The organism is Brevibacterium sp. CS2 (genome assembly GCF_005280295.1).
Classification (GTDB): domain Bacteria; phylum Actinomycetota; class Actinomycetes; order Actinomycetales; family Brevibacteriaceae; genus Brevibacterium; species Brevibacterium pityocampae.
Genome location: NZ_CP040020.1, coordinates 1,421,210 through 1,435,414 on the forward strand (window position 1 = coordinate 1,421,210; position 14,205 = coordinate 1,435,414).

Sequence of the window (14,205 nt, forward strand, 5' to 3'; positions counted from 1 at the left end):
ACCGACGACATGATCCACGACCAGACCCACGACCGCACGGAGGAGGTACGGCACATGGCAGTCGAACCCACCGCGGAGACCGGCCGCGCCGATGCGATCATCGTCGTGACCGCCCTGGCGCTCAGCCTCGTCGGACTCGTCGCGCTCGCCCTCGTCGTCATCGTCGGGGTCTCGGGCGGAACGCCGTCCGGTGCCCTGACCTGGATCGGAATGATCACGATCCCCGTGGCGTTCCTCCTCCTGCTCGTGGAGTTCGCCCGCGCCATCGCACGCCGCCGCCGGGCCTGAGCTGCGCTGCCCGCACCCGGCGCCCCGCCGCCCGGCACCGCCGCTGCGCCGCTCCCCGGGCACCACCACTGCACACATCACTTCCCGCGAAAGGACATCATGCCGACCGGACGAGTCAAATGGTTCGACGCCGACAAGGGATTCGGCTTCGTCACCGCCGACGACGGGGAACAGGTGTTCCTCCATTCGACCGCGCTGCCCGACGGCGCCGAGATCAAGCAGGGCACCCGCCTCGACTTCGACATGATCGACGGCCGCAAGGGCAAGCAGGTGCTCAAGGCCCGGCTCATCGAGCCCCCGGTCGCCAAGCGCGCCCGCCGCGACCCGGACAAGACGGCGATGATGATCGAGGACGTCATCCGGCTCCTCGACGACACCTCGAACGGCCTGCGCAGGGGCCGTTATCCCGACAGCGGGCATTCGCATAAGGTGGCAGAAGTACTGCGTGCCATCGCCGACGACCTGGAGGGCTGATGTCGGAACTCTTCTCCCGCTGGCTGCACGACGTGGAACCGGCACCCGCCGCCGGGTCCGCTCCTGCCCACGCCGCCGCCGCGGATCGCCCGACCGCCCGTCGCGCCGCCCGGCCGAGCCCGGACGCGCTCCTCCTCGAGGCCGTCGACGCCGCCCGCAGCGCGATCGCCGAGGTCGCCGACCCGAACCACATCGGCGCCCACCTGGGCGCGGTGATGGAGGGGCAGCGGCTGGCCACCCATTCCTTCGCCTGCACCTCGAAGGCCTACCGCGGCTGGCACTGGGTCGCCGTGCTCGCCCGCGCCCCGCGCTCGAAGACCATCACCGTGTGCGAGACCGCGCTGCTGCCCGGCGATGACGCGCTCGTCGCGCCCCGCTGGCTGCCGTGGGAGGACCGCCTGCAGCCGGGCGACCTGAGCGCCCGCGACACCCTGCCCAAGGTCGACGACGATCCCAACCTCGAGGCCGGCTTCGAACAGGTGCCGCTCGCCGAGGACGAGGACGACGCCGTCGACCAGCTGCCGATCTTCGAGCTCGGGCTCGGCCGCCGCCGCGTGCTCTCCGCCCAGGGGATCTCCCACGCCGCGGAGCGCTGGCACGACTCGGAGGCCGGACCGGACGGCGAGTTCGCCAAGCGCGCCTCGGCCCAGTGCGTCACCTGCGGCTACCTGCTGCCGATGGCCGGCAGCCTGCGCACCCAGTTCGGGGTGTGCGCCAACCAGTGGTCGCCGTTCGACGGGCGCGTCGTCGCGCTCGACGCCGGTTGCGGTGCGCACTCCGAGACCGACGTCGAGCGGCAGGCCCCGGAGACCGCGCAGCCCGTCATCGACGACCTCCACGACACCGTCGACGTGTCGGCCGGCGAGGCGTCTGCTGCTGAGGCGTCTGCCGCTGAGGAGGCACCCGCGGCCGAGGCGCCGGCTGCCGATGCACCCGTTACCGAGGTGTCGACGAGCGGCGCCTCGGGCTGAGCGCCGCGATGGATACGATGACGCTCGACATCGTCACCACGGTGCTCGCCGGGGCGGCGATCCTCGTCGGCTGCGTGGGGATCGTCGTCCCCGTGCTCCCCGGCTCGATCCTCATCGGCATCGCCGCGCTGATCTGGGCGCTCGTCCTCGGCTCGGCCCCGGTGTGGACGGCCTTCGCGATCATCGCCGTGCTCGTCGCGCTCGGCATGAGCGCCTCGCTCATCCTCACCGGCCGGCGTCTCAAGGCCGAGCAGGTGCCGACCTCCTCGCTCCTCATCGGCGGGCTGCTCGCGATCGTGGGCTTCTTCGTCATCCCCGTCGTCGGGCTGCTCGTCGGCTTCGTCGCCGGCCTCTACCTCGCCGAGTACCTGCGCCGCCGCGACGCGCGCGCCGCCTGGGACTCGAGCTGGACGGCGATCAAGGCCGCCGGGATCGGGATCGCCGTCGAGTTCAGCTGCGCGGCCGTGGCCGCCGGCGCCTTCGCCGTCGCGACCGTCATCCACTTCTTCGTCTGAGGCGGCCGTCCCGCTGAGACGGCCGTGCCGCCGCGGGCCGTCCCGCCGCGGATGCAGCTGTTCCTGCGGATGACGACCGATTCGAGGCGCGGGCGCCCCGGATCGGCGCAGAACCAGCTGCTCCCGAGAGAAGCACTCGCAGCGACCGCCCGAGGCGGCTCGGTGCGGACGAGGTGCCCGGGGTCAGTTCCCCAGCGCGGAGAGCACGTAGTCGATGCAGCCGAGGAGCGCGGTGACGTCCTCGGGCTCGACCGACACGAAGGTCGCGATCCGCAGCTGGTTGCGGCCGAGCTTGCGGTAGGGCTCGACGTCGACGACGCCGTTGGCCCGGAGGATCTTCGCGATCGCCGCGGCGTCGATGTCCTCGGCGAAGTCGATCGTGCACACGACGTTCGAGCGGTCGGCGGGATCGGCGACGAACGGGGTCGTCGCCGGATTCTCCTCCGCCCAGGCGTACACGGCCGCGGCGGCCCGCGCGGTGCGCTCGGCGGCCCAGGCGAGCCCGCCGTTGCCGTTGATCCACTCGATCTGCTCGGCGAGCAGCGCCAGCGTGGCCACTGCCGGGGTGTTGTACGTCTGGTTCTTCGCCGAGTTCTCGATCGCGGTGACGAGGTCGAGCGAGGCCGGGATCCAGCGTCCGGAGTCCTTGATCTCGTGCGCGCGGGCGATCGCGCGCGGGGACATGATCGCCAGCCACAGGCCGCCGTCGGATCCCATGTTCTTCTGCGGGGCGAAGTAGTAGACGTCGGTCTCGCGGATGTCGACGGCCAGTCCGCCGGCGGCGGACGTCGCATCGACGACGACGAGGGCGTCCTCGGCGATGCCGGCCGGCCGCGTGATCGTCGTCGCGACTCCGGTCGAGGTCTCGTTGTGCGGCCAGGCGTAGACGTCCGCGCCCTCGACTGCGGTGGGCACGGCCCCGGTGCCGGGGGCGACCTCGGTGATGACCGAGTCCTCGAGGAAGGGTGCGGTCCGGGTGGCCTCGGCGAACTTCGCGCCGAACTCCCCGAAGGTCGCGTGTGCGGCACGCGAGCGCACGAGCGAGAACGCGGCGACGTCCCAGAACACTGTCGAGCCGCCGTTGCCGAGCACCACCTCGTAGCCGCTGGGCAGGTCGAACAGCTCGGTCAGCCCGGTGCGGGTCCGGGCGACGAGGCTCTTCACCGGCGGCTGCCGGTGGGAGGTCCCCATGACCGTCGTGCCGAGCGCCTGCAGGGCGGTCATCTGGGCGGGGCGGATGCGGGCCGGGCCGGAGCCGAACCGGCCGTCGGCGGGCAGGAGTTCGGACGGGATCTTCACGGTCTGCTCTGCGTTCATCACACCGGGATCCTACCGCGGCGCCGTACGCGCGAGCGCCTCGGCCCACCGCGCGGACACCCTGGGCACCCGCGTCCCCGCGCAGTAGTGTGGATCCATGACCGATGACCGTTCGCCGCTGTCCCGGCTGTCCGACCAGCGCGTGGAGTACGGTGCCCGCGGCGAGGCCGCCGCCGGGACCGACCCATTCACCTTCTTCTCCCAGTGGTACGCCGAGGCGCAGGCCGAGATCCGCGAACCCAACGCGATGCTCCTGGCCACCGCCTCCGGCTCCGGTCCGGATGCCCGGATCGTCCTCCTCAAGGGCGTCGATCCCGCTGGCTTCACCTTCTTCACGAACTACACCTCGGCCAAGGGCCTCCAGATCGCCGCCGACGCGCGGGTCGCCCTCGTCCTGCCCTGGCACGACATGCACCGGCAGGTGCGGGTGCAGGGGATCGCGACACGCACCTCGGCGGCGGTGTCCGACGAGTACTTCGCCGCCCGCCCGCGCGGCGCCCAGGTGGGGGCGCGGGCCTCCCGCCAGTCGCAGCCCGTGGACTCCCGGGCGGCGATGCACGCAGCGTTCGACCGGGTCGAGGCCGAGTTCGCCGACGCCGAGGTGCCGCGCCCCGAGCAGTGGGGCGGCTACACCGTCGCCCCCCACCGGATCGAGTTCTGGCAGGGGCAGGCGAACCGGTTCCACGACCGATTCGTCTACGAGTCCGCCGACCGCCCGGCCGCGCTCGACGACGCCGCTGCCTGGACCGTCGCCCGCCTCGACCCCTGAGCGCACCCCGCAGCGGGGCAGCGTGCCGACGGGCGCGCCTCACCTCGTCCGCACCCCACCTCGACCACACCCCATCGCACAGAGAAGGAATCCCACGATGACCGACACCACCACCGCACCCGCCTACGGCCCCGAGGCACAGTTCGACAACTGGATCGGCGGCCGGTGGGTCGGCAGCGAGGACCGCAGCGCGAACATCAACCCCTCCGACACCTCCGACGTGCTCGGCCGCTTCGCCCGCGCCGACGCCGCGACCGTCGAGCAGGCGATCACCGCCGCCCGCGCAGCCCTGCCGGCCTGGTCGCTGGGGAACGTGCAGCAGCGCTTCGACATCCTCGACACCGCCGGCACCGTGATCAAGGAGCGCGCGGCGGAGCTCGGCGAGCTGCTCGCCCGCGAGGAGGGCAAGCAGGTCTCCGAGGCCACCGCCGAGGTCATGCGCGCCGCCCAGATCTTCAAGTTCTTCGCCGGGGAGACCCTGCGCAACACCGGCGAGCTCGTCGAGTCCGTGCGCCCCGGCCTCACCGTCGAGATGACCCATGAGCCGGTGGGCGTCGTCGGCGTCGTCACCCCGTGGAACTTCCCGATCGCGATCCCCGCCTGGAAGATCGCCCCGGCGCTCGCCTACGGCAACACCGTTGTGTTCAAGCCCGCCGAGCTCGTCCCGGCGAGCGCCCACGAGCTCGTGCGGATCCTCATCGACGCCGGCCTCCCCGACGGCGTGCTCAACCTCGTCATGGGGCCCGGCCGGGTCGTCGGCGACGCGATCTCCGGCTCCAGCGAGGTCGACGCGGTGACCTTCACCGGCTCGGTCGGCGTGGGTGCCGGCGTCATCGCGAACGCCGCGGCCGCCGGCTCCAAGGTGCAGTGCGAGATGGGCGGGAAGAACCCGCTCATCGTGCTCGGCGACGCGGACCTCGACGCCGCGGTCGAGGCGGCCGTCAACGGGGCCTTCTTCTCCACCGGCCAGCGTTGCACCGCCTCGAGCCGCCTCATCGTCACCTCCGACATCCACGACGAGTTCGTCGCCCGGGTGAAGGAGCGGATCGACGGATTCGTCGTCGGCGACGCGCGGGATGCGAACACGACGATGGGACCGGTCGTGTCCCGGTCGCAGTTCGACCAGGACCGCAAGTATCTCGAGATCGCCGCCGACGAGGGCGGGACCGTGCACGGCGGCGCGGTCGTCGACACCGGCACGGAGGGCTACTTCCTCGCCCCCGCCCTCGTCACCGGCACTACCGAGGAGATGACGATCAACCGCGAGGAGGTGTTCGGACCCGTCGCCTCGGTCATCGAGGTCGCCGACTACGAGGAGGCGCTCGCCGTGGCGAACCGGACCTCGTTCGGGCTGTCCTCGGGCATCTTCACCACCTCGCTCCAGCACGCCGCGCACTTCAAGCGGCACTCCAACGCCGGCATGGTCATGGTCAACGCCCCCACCGCGGGAGTCGACTACCACACCTCTTTCGGCGGCCGGAAGGGCTCGAGCTACGGCCCGCGCGAGCAGGGGCGGGCGGCGCGCGAGTTCTACACCGTCCACAAGACCGCCTACATCAACGCCGGCTGAGGCCGGCTGTCGGCCCGTCGCACGGCCGTCCGTCCACCGGCGGACGGCCGTGCCGCATCTCCGTGCCGGGCTAGACTGACCCGGTGAGCACAGAGGAGTGGAACCGCCCGTGAACGACCTCATCGACACCACCGAGATGTACCTCAAGGCCATCGTGGAGCTGGAGGAGCAGGGGATCGTCCCGCTGCGCGCCCGGATCGCCGAGCGCCTGGACCATTCAGGGCCCACCGTGTCGCAGACGGTGGCCCGGATGGAGCGCGACGGCCTGCTCGTCGTCGACGCCGACCGCCACCTCGAGCTCACCGCCACCGGCCGGGAGCTCGCGACCTCGGTCATGCGCAAGCACCGCCTCGCCGAACGGCTGCTCGCCGATGTCATCGGGCTCGACTGGGAGCTCGTCCACGACGAGGCCTGCCGCTGGGAGCACGTGATGAGCGAGCAGGTCGAGCGCCGGCTCGTGCGGATGCTCCCCGAGCACAGCACGAGTCCCTACGGCAACCCGATCCCCGGCCTCGACGCGATCGGCGCGGAGGCCGCGCCTGCCGCCCCTGTCGTCCCCCTGACCGAGGCCTGCCCCGCCCAGGGCCGGGCCGAGGTGTGCGTCGAGTGGCTCGCCGAGCCGCTCCAGGTCGATGCCCATCTCCTCGTCCAGCTGCGCGAGACCGGGATCCTGCCCGGGGCCACCGTCACTGCGGAGCCCGCCGGGGAGTACATCACGCTGCGCGCCCCGGAGGCCGCGACCGTGCTCGACCTGCCGCTCGAGACCGCCGCGAACGTCTTCGTGCGCCCGCTCGAGGGCGAGTGATCGCGCGCGTTGGGAGCAGCGCGACCGTCACGTTCCGGTCACGGCCGACACGCCGGATCACGGCTTCGCAGGCTTTCGTCACAGAACTTTTTCGACGCTCATAGTCGCCCTGACCTGGGGTTTTGTTGCCGACCTGACACTTTTGTCACGAAACCCGTGATCCAAATGTGACATTGCGGTCCGGCATCGGTTACGGTTGAGCGGTCGGGTTCCACCGAACCCGGCTCCAGGTGGGCAACCGAGTGCCGCTCCCGCCTGCGGAGACCAGGACCTGAAGCGGCAACGGGGGAACCACCACTCGTCCCGGACACCGGGACTAGGGGCCAAGTTCACTCACGAGTGACCGAGCAACTCCAGCTCGAGCCCGACAGCTCACCTCGTAGGTTTCGTGGAGGACACACCAGTGGCACAGAAGAAGCATGGCCGCCGCGCGGCCAGCACCCCCGTCAAGACCCCGCTGACCGAGCTCACCGAGGCGCTGAGCGCCAACTCCGGTGTCGTCGGTCGCCGCGCGGCCGTCGTCGCAGCAGCCGGTGGACTCATGGCCACCGCCGTGCTCCCGGCCGCCACCCAGGGCGATGAGAAGTCCGACGCGGTCGTCTCCGCCGAGGCCGCCGACTCGAACGTCGAGGCCGACTTCTCCAACCAGGCCGCCACCGTCATCCCGGAGGCCGCCGAGGACACCGAGGACGACGCCGCACTGCCCGGCACCTCGAACGTCTCCACCACCACCTCCACCGCCGCTCCGGAGCCCGAGCCTGAGCCCGAACCGGAGCCGGCCCCCGCACAGAGCTCCGACTCGACCGAGTCCTCGGACTCCTCGGACCGCGGTTCCTCGACCTCGCGCAGCACCGAGCGCTCCTCGGACTCCTCGGACCGCGGTTCCTCGACCTCGCGCAGCACCGAGCGCTCCTCGGACTCCAAGAAGAGCGAGAAGAAGAGCGACAGCGTCTCCGTGCCGGACGGCTCGAAGGCCGAGCAGGTCATCGCGATCGCCAAGCAGTACGTCGGCGTGCCCTACGTCTACGGCGGCACCACCCCCAGCGGCTGGGACTGCTCCGGTTACATAGCGTTCGTCTACGACAAGGTCGGCGTGAACCTGCCCCGCACCTCCGGCGCGCAGAAGGCTGCCGGGACTGTCGTCTCGGCTTCTGAGGCGAAGCCCGGCGATCTCGTATTCAGTCCCGGCCACATCGGCATCTACGCCGGCAACGGCATGATGTACGACGCGGGCTCCCCGAGCTCGGGGACCTCGTACCGCAGCCACTCGTGGATGGGCTCGGTCACCTACATCCGCGTTCTCTGATCCACGGTCGGGCACGGCCCGACGCACTGACGGAACCCGCCGCCCGGGTCATGGTCCACCCGGCGGCGGGTTCCGTCGTGTCTGCGAGCATTCCGCATGCTCCGCCCCGGCCCTGCTCGTGAGCAGTTGCGGAACGGTGGGTGAACCGGCGTGGAAATCATGGTGGGGGCGGCGCGCTGCGACCGCGCAGGCGCTTGCGCGGGCGCCGGCCTCCGCTACTCTGGTTCCAGTCGTTGCACTTCATCCGACAGGAGGCCGCGTGAGCGCCGCATCGCAGGGAGATCGGGTGCCGGTCCGCCGGACCGGGGCGGGCGCCGTGGTGCGCCGTTGCGAGGCGTGGAGCCGGTCCCGGAATCTGCTCGGTGATGTCATCGTCGATTCGATACCGACGGTTGTGGAGCATGGAGGCGTTGCGCATTCGCGCAGCGCCTTCGCTGTTTCCCGGGCGGGTGAGCGCGGATGAAGACCCTGGTCCTCAACGCCGGCTACGAGCCGATGTCGGTGGTGTCCTACCGCCGGGCGGTCGTCCTCGTGCTCGCCGGCAAGGCCTCCGTGCTCGCGGCCGACGACGATGCACCGGTGCGCAGCGTCCACGTCTCCATGCCGCAGCCCTCGGTGATCATCCTCCGCCGCTACGTGCGGCCGCCGTCCGGTCGCTCGGTGGCGCTGTCGCGGCGCGGGGTGCTGCGCCGGGACGGGTTCGCCTGTGCCTACTGCGCCGGCCATGCGACGACCGTCGACCACGTGCTGCCCCGTTCGCGCGGCGGCGGCAACACCTGGCGCAACCTCGTGGCGTGCTGCCGGAGGTGCAACAACATCAAGGGGAACCGGACGCCCGAGGAGATGGGCTGGGTGCTCGGCTTCGTCCCCGACGTGCCGCGGGTCGGCCGCTGGTGGCTGCGCGACCTCGACAACCCCGCAGAGTCGTGGCGGCCGTTCCTCGAATACGGTTCCGCCGCCTGAGCCGACCCGCGACTCCACCGGGCGAGTGTGGGGCTTCCGGTCGAGAGTGGTGGCGTTGAAGCTCATACTCATCGTCGAAACCCCCACACTCCCGTGCCCGGTGCTTCGAGAGGGGAGGGGGAGGAGAGGTTGCTCGACCGTCCGGTATTCCCGGACATGCGAAAGGGCGGTGCGATTCCCGGAGGGATCGCACCGCCCTTCAGCGGTGTGCTGAGGTGATCAGCGGTTGGCGCGGGAGCCGCGACCGGAGATGAAGCCCCAGACGACGAGCACGATGAGTGCGCCGCCGATGGCGAGCAGCCAGGAGCTCAGCGAGAAGAACTTGTCGACGCCCTCACCGAAAAGAGCCGAGCCGATCCAGCCGCCGAGCAGGGCGCCGATGACGCCGCACACGAGGGCGCCGAGCCAGCCGCCGCCCTGACGACCCGGGAGGATCGCCTTGGCGATGGCGCCGGCGACGAGGCCGAGGACGAGGAATGCGAGAATACCCATGAGTTGATCCTTATCTCTGGATGTCCGGACAGCCGTCTGCGACTGCCGGGATTCTGTGATGCGGACCTACCGCACCGAGCAGGAGTAGTTCCTGACGATTACCGGTTAAATATATCAAGGATACTTGTGAGCCTCAATGATCGTCCGGCCCGGCGCGGCGCGACAGGCGGCGGGATCCGGTGTTCCGGGGTGAGCGGCGAACGCCGTTCGAGTCGTGAGATCCGCGGAACCATGCGCATGACCAGCGGTTCGCACGACCGCCGCATCCGGGTATCGTGGGCACACCGGTGTGAGCGAGAACACCGCGCCCGAACCGGTGCGGCGCACCCACCGGGCGCACGCGAGACCGCCACGAAGGAGCTGCCGTGACCGAGGAACTCTCCTCCCCAGAAGTCGCCGACCCCCAAGCCGTGCTCGTCGGCGTGGACGGTTCGAAGGCGAGCCGCAACGCCCTGCGCTTCGCGATCGAGGAGGCCAGGGCCCTCGGACGGTCGATCCGGCTCGTCGGCGCCTACACGATCCCGAGCGTCGCCGCCGCGACGATCGACGTCTCCTACGTCCCGATCGACGACACCTCGATCCGCGCGGCAGTGACCGCCTCCCTCAAGGAGGCCGCCGCCGAGGTCAAGGCCGCCGGCGTCCCCGTCGAGGCCGTCATCGAGATCGGCGATGCCGCCGGCGTCCTCGTCGAGGAGTCCCGCCAGGCCTCGCTCGCAGTCGTCGGCTCCCGCGGGCGCGGCGGCTTCGCCGGCCGCCTGCTCGGCACCGTCTCCAGCGCCCTGCCCGCCCACTCCCACTGCCCGACGATCGTCGTCCCCGTAGGGTGGACCCCGGGCCGGGAGACCGCGCCCAAGCACAGCTCCTCCCGACCGGTCCGCTCGAGCCGCGGCGAGCTCCTCGGCTACGACGAGACCGCCGAGGCGGTGCCGGGCCTCGACTTCTCCGGCTCCGTCGTGGTCGGCGTCGACTCGCTCGCCAAGGAGTCGCCGGCGCTGTGGAAGGCCGCCGAGCACGCGCTGCACCGCGGCACGCCGCTCCACATCCTCGGGGTGCTCACCACCACCGTCGTCGGCCCCGAATGGCTGCCGAGCACCGGGGACATGAAGCGGTTCCTCGACGAGGGTGCGGACAAGCTCGAGTCCGCGCGCACCGCCGTCGCCGCCGAGCACCCCGGGCTCGAGGTCGACTGGACGCTGTTCGACGGCCAGCCGGCCGAGGTGCTCGTGCGCGCCTCGGACACCGCCGACGTCCTCATCATCGGCTCGCGCGGCCGCGGCGGGTTCGCCGGCCTGCTGCTGGGCTCGACCTCGCAGTCGGTGCTGCCCTATGCCGCCTGCCCGACCATGGTGGTGAGGGTGCCGCGCTGAGCCGCGGCAGCCCGCGCCCGGGCGCACCCGTTCCCGGCGGTCCCGAGCCCGGCGGCCCGCACGCCTGCATCGAGGCCCGTGACCTCGGCGTCTCCCTCGACGGCCAGGTGCTCCTCGCACCGACGTCCTTCGCGCTCGCGGCCGGGCGCGCGCTGGCGGTCACCGGGCCCAACGGGGCCGGCAAGACGACGCTGCTGCGAGCGCTCGCCGGCCGCGCCCGGTCGACCTCGGGCACCGTGGCGATCGCCGGGCGCCCCGCCGACGACCGCAGCCCGGAGTTCCGCAGACTCGTCGCCGCCCACCTCGGGCTGCCGCCGCTCGCCCGCGATCTCACGCTGCGCGAGCACGCCGTCCTCGTCGCCGCCTCCTGGGGCATCGCATTGCCCGAGGCCGAGGCGCGGGCCGATGCAGTGTTCGCCGAGCTCGCGATCGCCCACCTCGCCGCCCGCTTCCCCCACGAGCTGTCCTCGGGGCAGCGGCAGCTGTTCGCCCTCGTCCTCACCCTCGTGCGGCCGTGCGCGGTGCTGCTCGTCGACGAGCCCGAGCAGCGCCTCGACGAGCACCGCCGCGGTCTCGTCGCCGCCGCGCTCCGCCGTCGCCGGGACGCGGGAACGACGATCGTGCTCGTGAGCCACTCGCCGGTGCTCGTCGAGGCCGTCGCCGATGCCGTCGTCGCCCTCGCCGCGCCGGCCGCGTGAGCACTGCGGCCTCCGTGAGCACCCCCGCCTCCCGCCTCGCGCTCCTGCGCCGGCTCCACCGGCAGCGCGGCGCAGCACCCTCCCGGGACGACCTCACCGTCATCGCCTACGCCGTCGTCCTCCTCGTGCTCGTCCTCGGGGTGCCGCTCGCCCGCGGCGCGGTGCTCCTCCTCGCCTCCGCCGAGGTGTCCACCGCCCTCGTGGCCGCGGCCGCACCCGGCTGGGCCGGTGCTGCGGCCGGCGCACTGCTCATCGCGTTCGCGCTGTTCGGGCGGGTGCGCGGGCCGGTGGCGCTCGCCCCGTTCGCCGTCCTCCTGCTCGCCCGCACCGATGTGCCCCGGCGCACGGCGCTCCGACGCGGCTTCTGGATCTCCGCGCTCGCTGTGATCGGGGTGCTCCTGATCGTCGCCGGGGGCGTCGGCGGGGTGCTGGGCGTCGCAGCCGGGGTGCCCGTGCTCGCTGTCGTCCGGCTCGTCATCGCCGCCGCCGGACTCGGGCTCATCTGCTCGGTGGTCTGGCTCGCCGGGCAGGCGCGGATCCCGGGATTCGGCCCGGGGGCGGGTGCGGCGTGCGGTGCGCTGGGGGTCGCGGTGCACGTGCTCGCCTCGTTCGCGGTGCCGCCGCTGCAGTGGGTGGCGCCCTGGGGCTGGTTCGGGCTCAGCTGGCCGGCCGCCGGCGCGCTCCCTGGGCACACCGGGGGAGTGCTCGCCGGGCTGCCGGTGGTGCTCCTCTGCGTGCTCGCCGGGGTGCTCGCGCTGTGCGTCCCGCGTCTTCTCGATCAGGTCGGGGCCGAGGCGCTCGCCGCGCAGGCCGCGCGCAGGCAGGCGGCCGGGGCCGCGGCAGGGACCGGCGACCTCACCTCCGCGCTCGCCGCCTACCACGCCGTGCCCGTCACCGGGCGGGGCTGGCCGGCGGTGCGGGCGCGCTCCACCGCCCTCCGCTTCCTGCTGCGTGACCTCGTGGGGGCGGCCCGCACGCCGACGACCCTCCTCGTGGGGGCGGCCGGGATCGCCGCCGCGGGCGCACTGATCGTGGCTGCGGTGACGACTGCGCTGATGCCCGCGTGGGTGCTCGCCGCACCGGCTGCCGCCCTGCTGTTCACGGCCTCCGGGGTGCTCTGCGCCGGATTCCGGCACGCGGCGGAGACGGTCGGAGCGCCGGCGCTCTACGGGTATTCGATGGCCCGGCTCTACGGACTCCACGCGCTCCTGCCTGCCGGCGCGGCGCCGGTCCTCGCCGGGGCCGGCGCCGCTCTCACCGTGCTCCTGACCGGGGCGCCGGTGGACGCGGGACGGACCGGGGTGCTCGCCGCGGTGCTCCTCGGCGTCCTCGCCATCGCGGCGCGTGCCTACGACAGCGCCAAGAGCGCGATGCCCGTGTCGATGCTCACCTCCTCGGTGCCCACCCCGGTGGGCGACCCCGTCATGGTCCTCGTCGCGCTCTGGCACTTCGACGCGGTGCTCCTCACCGGGGCGATCGGTGCGGTGATCATGGGACAGCTCGCCGCCGTCGGAGCAGGGCCCGCGCTCGCGCTGCTCGGCGGCACCCTCGCGACGCTCCTCGTCCTGCTGCACTTCCGGCTCGCCGCGCGCGCCGCGGAATGAGAGCAGCCGGACGGGCCGGGGCGAGCCGGGGAGCTCACCGGGAGGGGCTCCTCGGGCCGTCGGCGCATTCCGTCCAGGCGCCTTGCCGGCCGGGGGATGCGCGAAGAGGCGGATCACGGCATGATGGAGAGGCTCACCCACCATCACGAGACCGGAGTCGCCATGGGGATCCTCAGCCTTCTGCGCCGCGACCGCGCGGACGAAAAGACCACCCGCCAGGCCGTGGAGGAGGCGCAGAAGCCGCCGCGCTCCGGTGAGGCCGGGGCGGACCCGGCCGCCGAGGAGGGCGGCGCGCTCCAGCACATGGTCGAGTCGTTCCGCGACATCGGCATCGACGGGAAGCTCACCTTCGACTCGGCGGAGAAGGTCGCCCGGAAGGCCCAGCGCGGCCGCGGCAAGCGCGACCCGGAGCTCGCGATCCGGCGCATCATCCGCAGTCACCGCCGCGGCATCACCGCCAGCGGGTTCCTCACCGGCCTGGGCGGTGCGATCACGCTGTCGGTGCTGCTGCCGACGAACGTCTTCGAGTTCTACGTCCAGGCCACCCGCATGGTCGCCGCGATCGCCTCCGTGCGCGGTTACGACCTCCGCGACGACGAGGTGCGCACCCGGGTGCTCGCCGCGCTCGTCGGCGAGGAGTCCGGCGACGTGCTGCGCAACATCGGGCTCGGGCCGGTGGCCGGCTTCGCCAGCCGCCAGGTCGCCAAGCGCCTGCCCCAGCCGCAGATCTCCGCGGTCGCCAACGCGATCGGCGGCCGGATCCTGCGCCGGTTCGGACTGCGCTCGGTGCGGCTGTTCGGCAAGGCGATCCCCGGCCTCGGCGGCGTCATCGGAGCGGCGAGCGACCGCGGTCAGCTGAAGAAGATCGCACGGACCGCGCTCGTGATGTTCCCGCAGGTGTGAGCGCGCGCGTCCACGGGGAGGTCGGGGTGCGCGGCGGCGGCAGCGCCTGGCCGGGTCACCGGAGTGTTTCCCCTGGTGAGAAGTGCGCCCCCGATTGGATTCGAACCAACGACACCCGCTTTAGGAGAGCGGTGCTCTATCCCCTGAGCTACGGGGGCACGCG

The 14,205-nt window shown here is 72.4% G+C and carries 15 protein-coding genes, 1 tRNA gene and 1 riboswitch; of the genes, 13 read left to right on the forward strand and 3 right to left on the reverse strand.

The features are described 5' to 3' along the window. Positions 1-54: 54 nt before the first annotated feature. From FDF13_RS06290 to FDF13_RS06305, 4 genes are all read left to right on the forward strand, one after another. Positions 55-288: a hypothetical protein gene (locus FDF13_RS06290; protein ID WP_137318921.1), complete on the forward strand. Its 234-nt coding sequence runs from the start codon at positions 55-57 to the stop codon at positions 286-288. 99 nt (positions 289-387) lie between these two features. Next, complete coding sequence (locus FDF13_RS06295; RefSeq protein WP_137318922.1) at positions 388-762, forward strand: cold-shock protein; 375 nt, start codon at positions 388-390, stop codon at positions 760-762. Further along, complete coding sequence (locus tag FDF13_RS06300; protein ID WP_137318923.1) at positions 762-1,733, forward strand: DUF3027 domain-containing protein; 972 nt, start codon at positions 762-764, stop codon at positions 1,731-1,733. The genes FDF13_RS06295 and FDF13_RS06300 overlap by 1 nt, the downstream gene beginning before the upstream one ends. 17 nt (positions 1,734-1,750) lie before the next feature. Continuing rightward, complete coding sequence (locus FDF13_RS06305) at positions 1,751-2,248, forward strand: DUF456 domain-containing protein (protein WP_137318924.1); 498 nt, start codon at positions 1,751-1,753, stop codon at positions 2,246-2,248. A gap of 183 nt (positions 2,249-2,431) precedes the next feature. Here FDF13_RS06305 and serC read toward each other — a convergent pair whose 3' ends face one another. Further along, the gene (serC, locus tag FDF13_RS06310) at positions 2,432-3,565 is read right to left on the reverse strand and encodes a phosphoserine transaminase (protein WP_137318925.1); all 1,134 of its coding nucleotides are present in this window, start codon (positions 3,563-3,565) and stop codon (positions 2,432-2,434) included. Positions 3,566-3,662: 97 nt separating this feature from the next. Here serC and pdxH point away from each other — a divergent pair, with 97 nt between their 5' ends. The 5 genes from pdxH (at position 3,663) to FDF13_RS06335 (ending at position 8,978) form a co-directional block, all read left to right on the forward strand. Continuing rightward, on the forward strand, positions 3,663-4,334 hold the full coding sequence (gene pdxH / locus FDF13_RS06315; protein ID WP_217494910.1) for a pyridoxamine 5'-phosphate oxidase: 672 nt from the start codon (positions 3,663-3,665) through the stop codon (positions 4,332-4,334). 97 nt (positions 4,335-4,431) lie between these two features. Beyond that, positions 4,432-5,904 carry an aldehyde dehydrogenase family protein gene (locus FDF13_RS06320; protein WP_137318926.1) on the forward strand — a complete coding sequence of 491 codons (1,473 nt, stop codon included), beginning with the start codon at positions 4,432-4,434 and terminating at the stop codon, positions 5,902-5,904. 109 nt (positions 5,905-6,013) lie between these two features. Beyond that, a complete protein-coding gene (locus FDF13_RS06325) occupies positions 6,014-6,709 on the forward strand; it encodes a metal-dependent transcriptional regulator (RefSeq protein ID WP_137318927.1) in 696 nt (231 codons plus the stop codon). 258 nt (positions 6,710-6,967) lie between these two features. Then, a riboswitch (cyclic di-AMP (ydaO/yuaA leader) is annotated at positions 6,968-7,110 on the forward strand. A 2-nt stretch (positions 7,111-7,112) separates the two neighbouring features. After that, complete coding sequence (locus FDF13_RS06330) at positions 7,113-8,015, forward strand: C40 family peptidase (protein ID WP_137318928.1); 903 nt, start codon at positions 7,113-7,115, stop codon at positions 8,013-8,015. Between the two features lie 459 nt (positions 8,016-8,474). Next, entirely contained in the window at positions 8,475-8,978 is a 504-nt protein-coding gene (locus FDF13_RS06335) for an HNH endonuclease (RefSeq protein ID WP_137318929.1), read from the forward strand. Positions 8,979-9,197: 219 nt separating this feature from the next. On the opposite strand, the gene FDF13_RS06340 is transcribed toward FDF13_RS06335, so the two are convergent. Beyond that, positions 9,198-9,470, reverse strand: a complete 273-nt coding sequence (locus FDF13_RS06340; protein ID WP_137318930.1) for a GlsB/YeaQ/YmgE family stress response membrane protein — start codon at positions 9,468-9,470, stop codon at positions 9,198-9,200. A 365-nt stretch (positions 9,471-9,835) separates the two neighbouring features. On the opposite strand from FDF13_RS06340, the gene FDF13_RS06345 reads away from it, so the two are divergent. From FDF13_RS06345 to FDF13_RS06360, 4 genes are all read left to right on the forward strand, one after another. Then, entirely contained in the window at positions 9,836-10,837 is a 1,002-nt protein-coding gene (locus tag FDF13_RS06345; RefSeq protein WP_137318931.1) for a universal stress protein, read from the forward strand. Positions 10,838-10,944: 107 nt separating this feature from the next. Beyond that, on the forward strand, positions 10,945-11,535 hold the full coding sequence (locus FDF13_RS06350) for an ATP-binding cassette domain-containing protein (protein ID WP_254668934.1): 591 nt from the start codon (positions 10,945-10,947) through the stop codon (positions 11,533-11,535). A gap of 14 nt (positions 11,536-11,549) precedes the next feature. Next, entirely contained in the window at positions 11,550-13,139 is a 1,590-nt protein-coding gene (locus tag FDF13_RS06355; RefSeq protein WP_137318932.1) for a hypothetical protein, read from the forward strand. A gap of 120 nt (positions 13,140-13,259) precedes the next feature. Next, on the forward strand, positions 13,260-14,042 hold the full coding sequence (locus tag FDF13_RS06360; RefSeq protein ID WP_254668935.1) for an EcsC family protein: 783 nt from the start codon (positions 13,260-13,262) through the stop codon (positions 14,040-14,042). Positions 14,043-14,127: 85 nt separating this feature from the next. Here the strand turns inward: FDF13_RS06360 and FDF13_RS06365 are convergent. Then, positions 14,128-14,200 (reverse strand) — tRNA-Arg (locus tag FDF13_RS06365). Positions 14,201-14,205 lie beyond the last annotated feature (5 nt).

Bases quoted from the DNA above. Each gene is read 5' to 3' on its own strand.
- FDF13_RS06290 (WP_137318921.1), top strand. From the start codon at position 55: ATGGCAGTCGAACCCACCGCGGAGACCGGCCGCGCCGATGCGATCATC.
- FDF13_RS06295 (WP_137318922.1), top strand. From the start codon at position 388: ATGCCGACCGGACGAGTCAAATGGTTCGACGCCGACAAGGGATTCGGC.
- FDF13_RS06300 (WP_137318923.1), top strand. From the start codon at position 762: ATGTCGGAACTCTTCTCCCGCTGGCTGCACGACGTGGAACCGGCACCC.
- FDF13_RS06305 (WP_137318924.1), top strand. From the start codon at position 1,751: ATGACGCTCGACATCGTCACCACGGTGCTCGCCGGGGCGGCGATCCTC.
- serC (WP_137318925.1), bottom strand. From the start codon at position 3,565: ATGAACGCAGAGCAGACCGTGAAGATCCCGTCCGAACTCCTGCCCGCC.
- pdxH (WP_217494910.1), top strand. From the start codon at position 3,663: ATGACCGATGACCGTTCGCCGCTGTCCCGGCTGTCCGACCAGCGCGTG.
- FDF13_RS06320 (WP_137318926.1), top strand. From the start codon at position 4,432: ATGACCGACACCACCACCGCACCCGCCTACGGCCCCGAGGCACAGTTC.
- FDF13_RS06335 (WP_137318929.1), top strand. From the start codon at position 8,475: ATGAAGACCCTGGTCCTCAACGCCGGCTACGAGCCGATGTCGGTGGTG.
- FDF13_RS06340 (WP_137318930.1), bottom strand. From the start codon at position 9,470: ATGGGTATTCTCGCATTCCTCGTCCTCGGCCTCGTCGCCGGCGCCATC.
- FDF13_RS06360 (WP_254668935.1), top strand. From the start codon at position 13,260: ATGATGGAGAGGCTCACCCACCATCACGAGACCGGAGTCGCCATGGGG.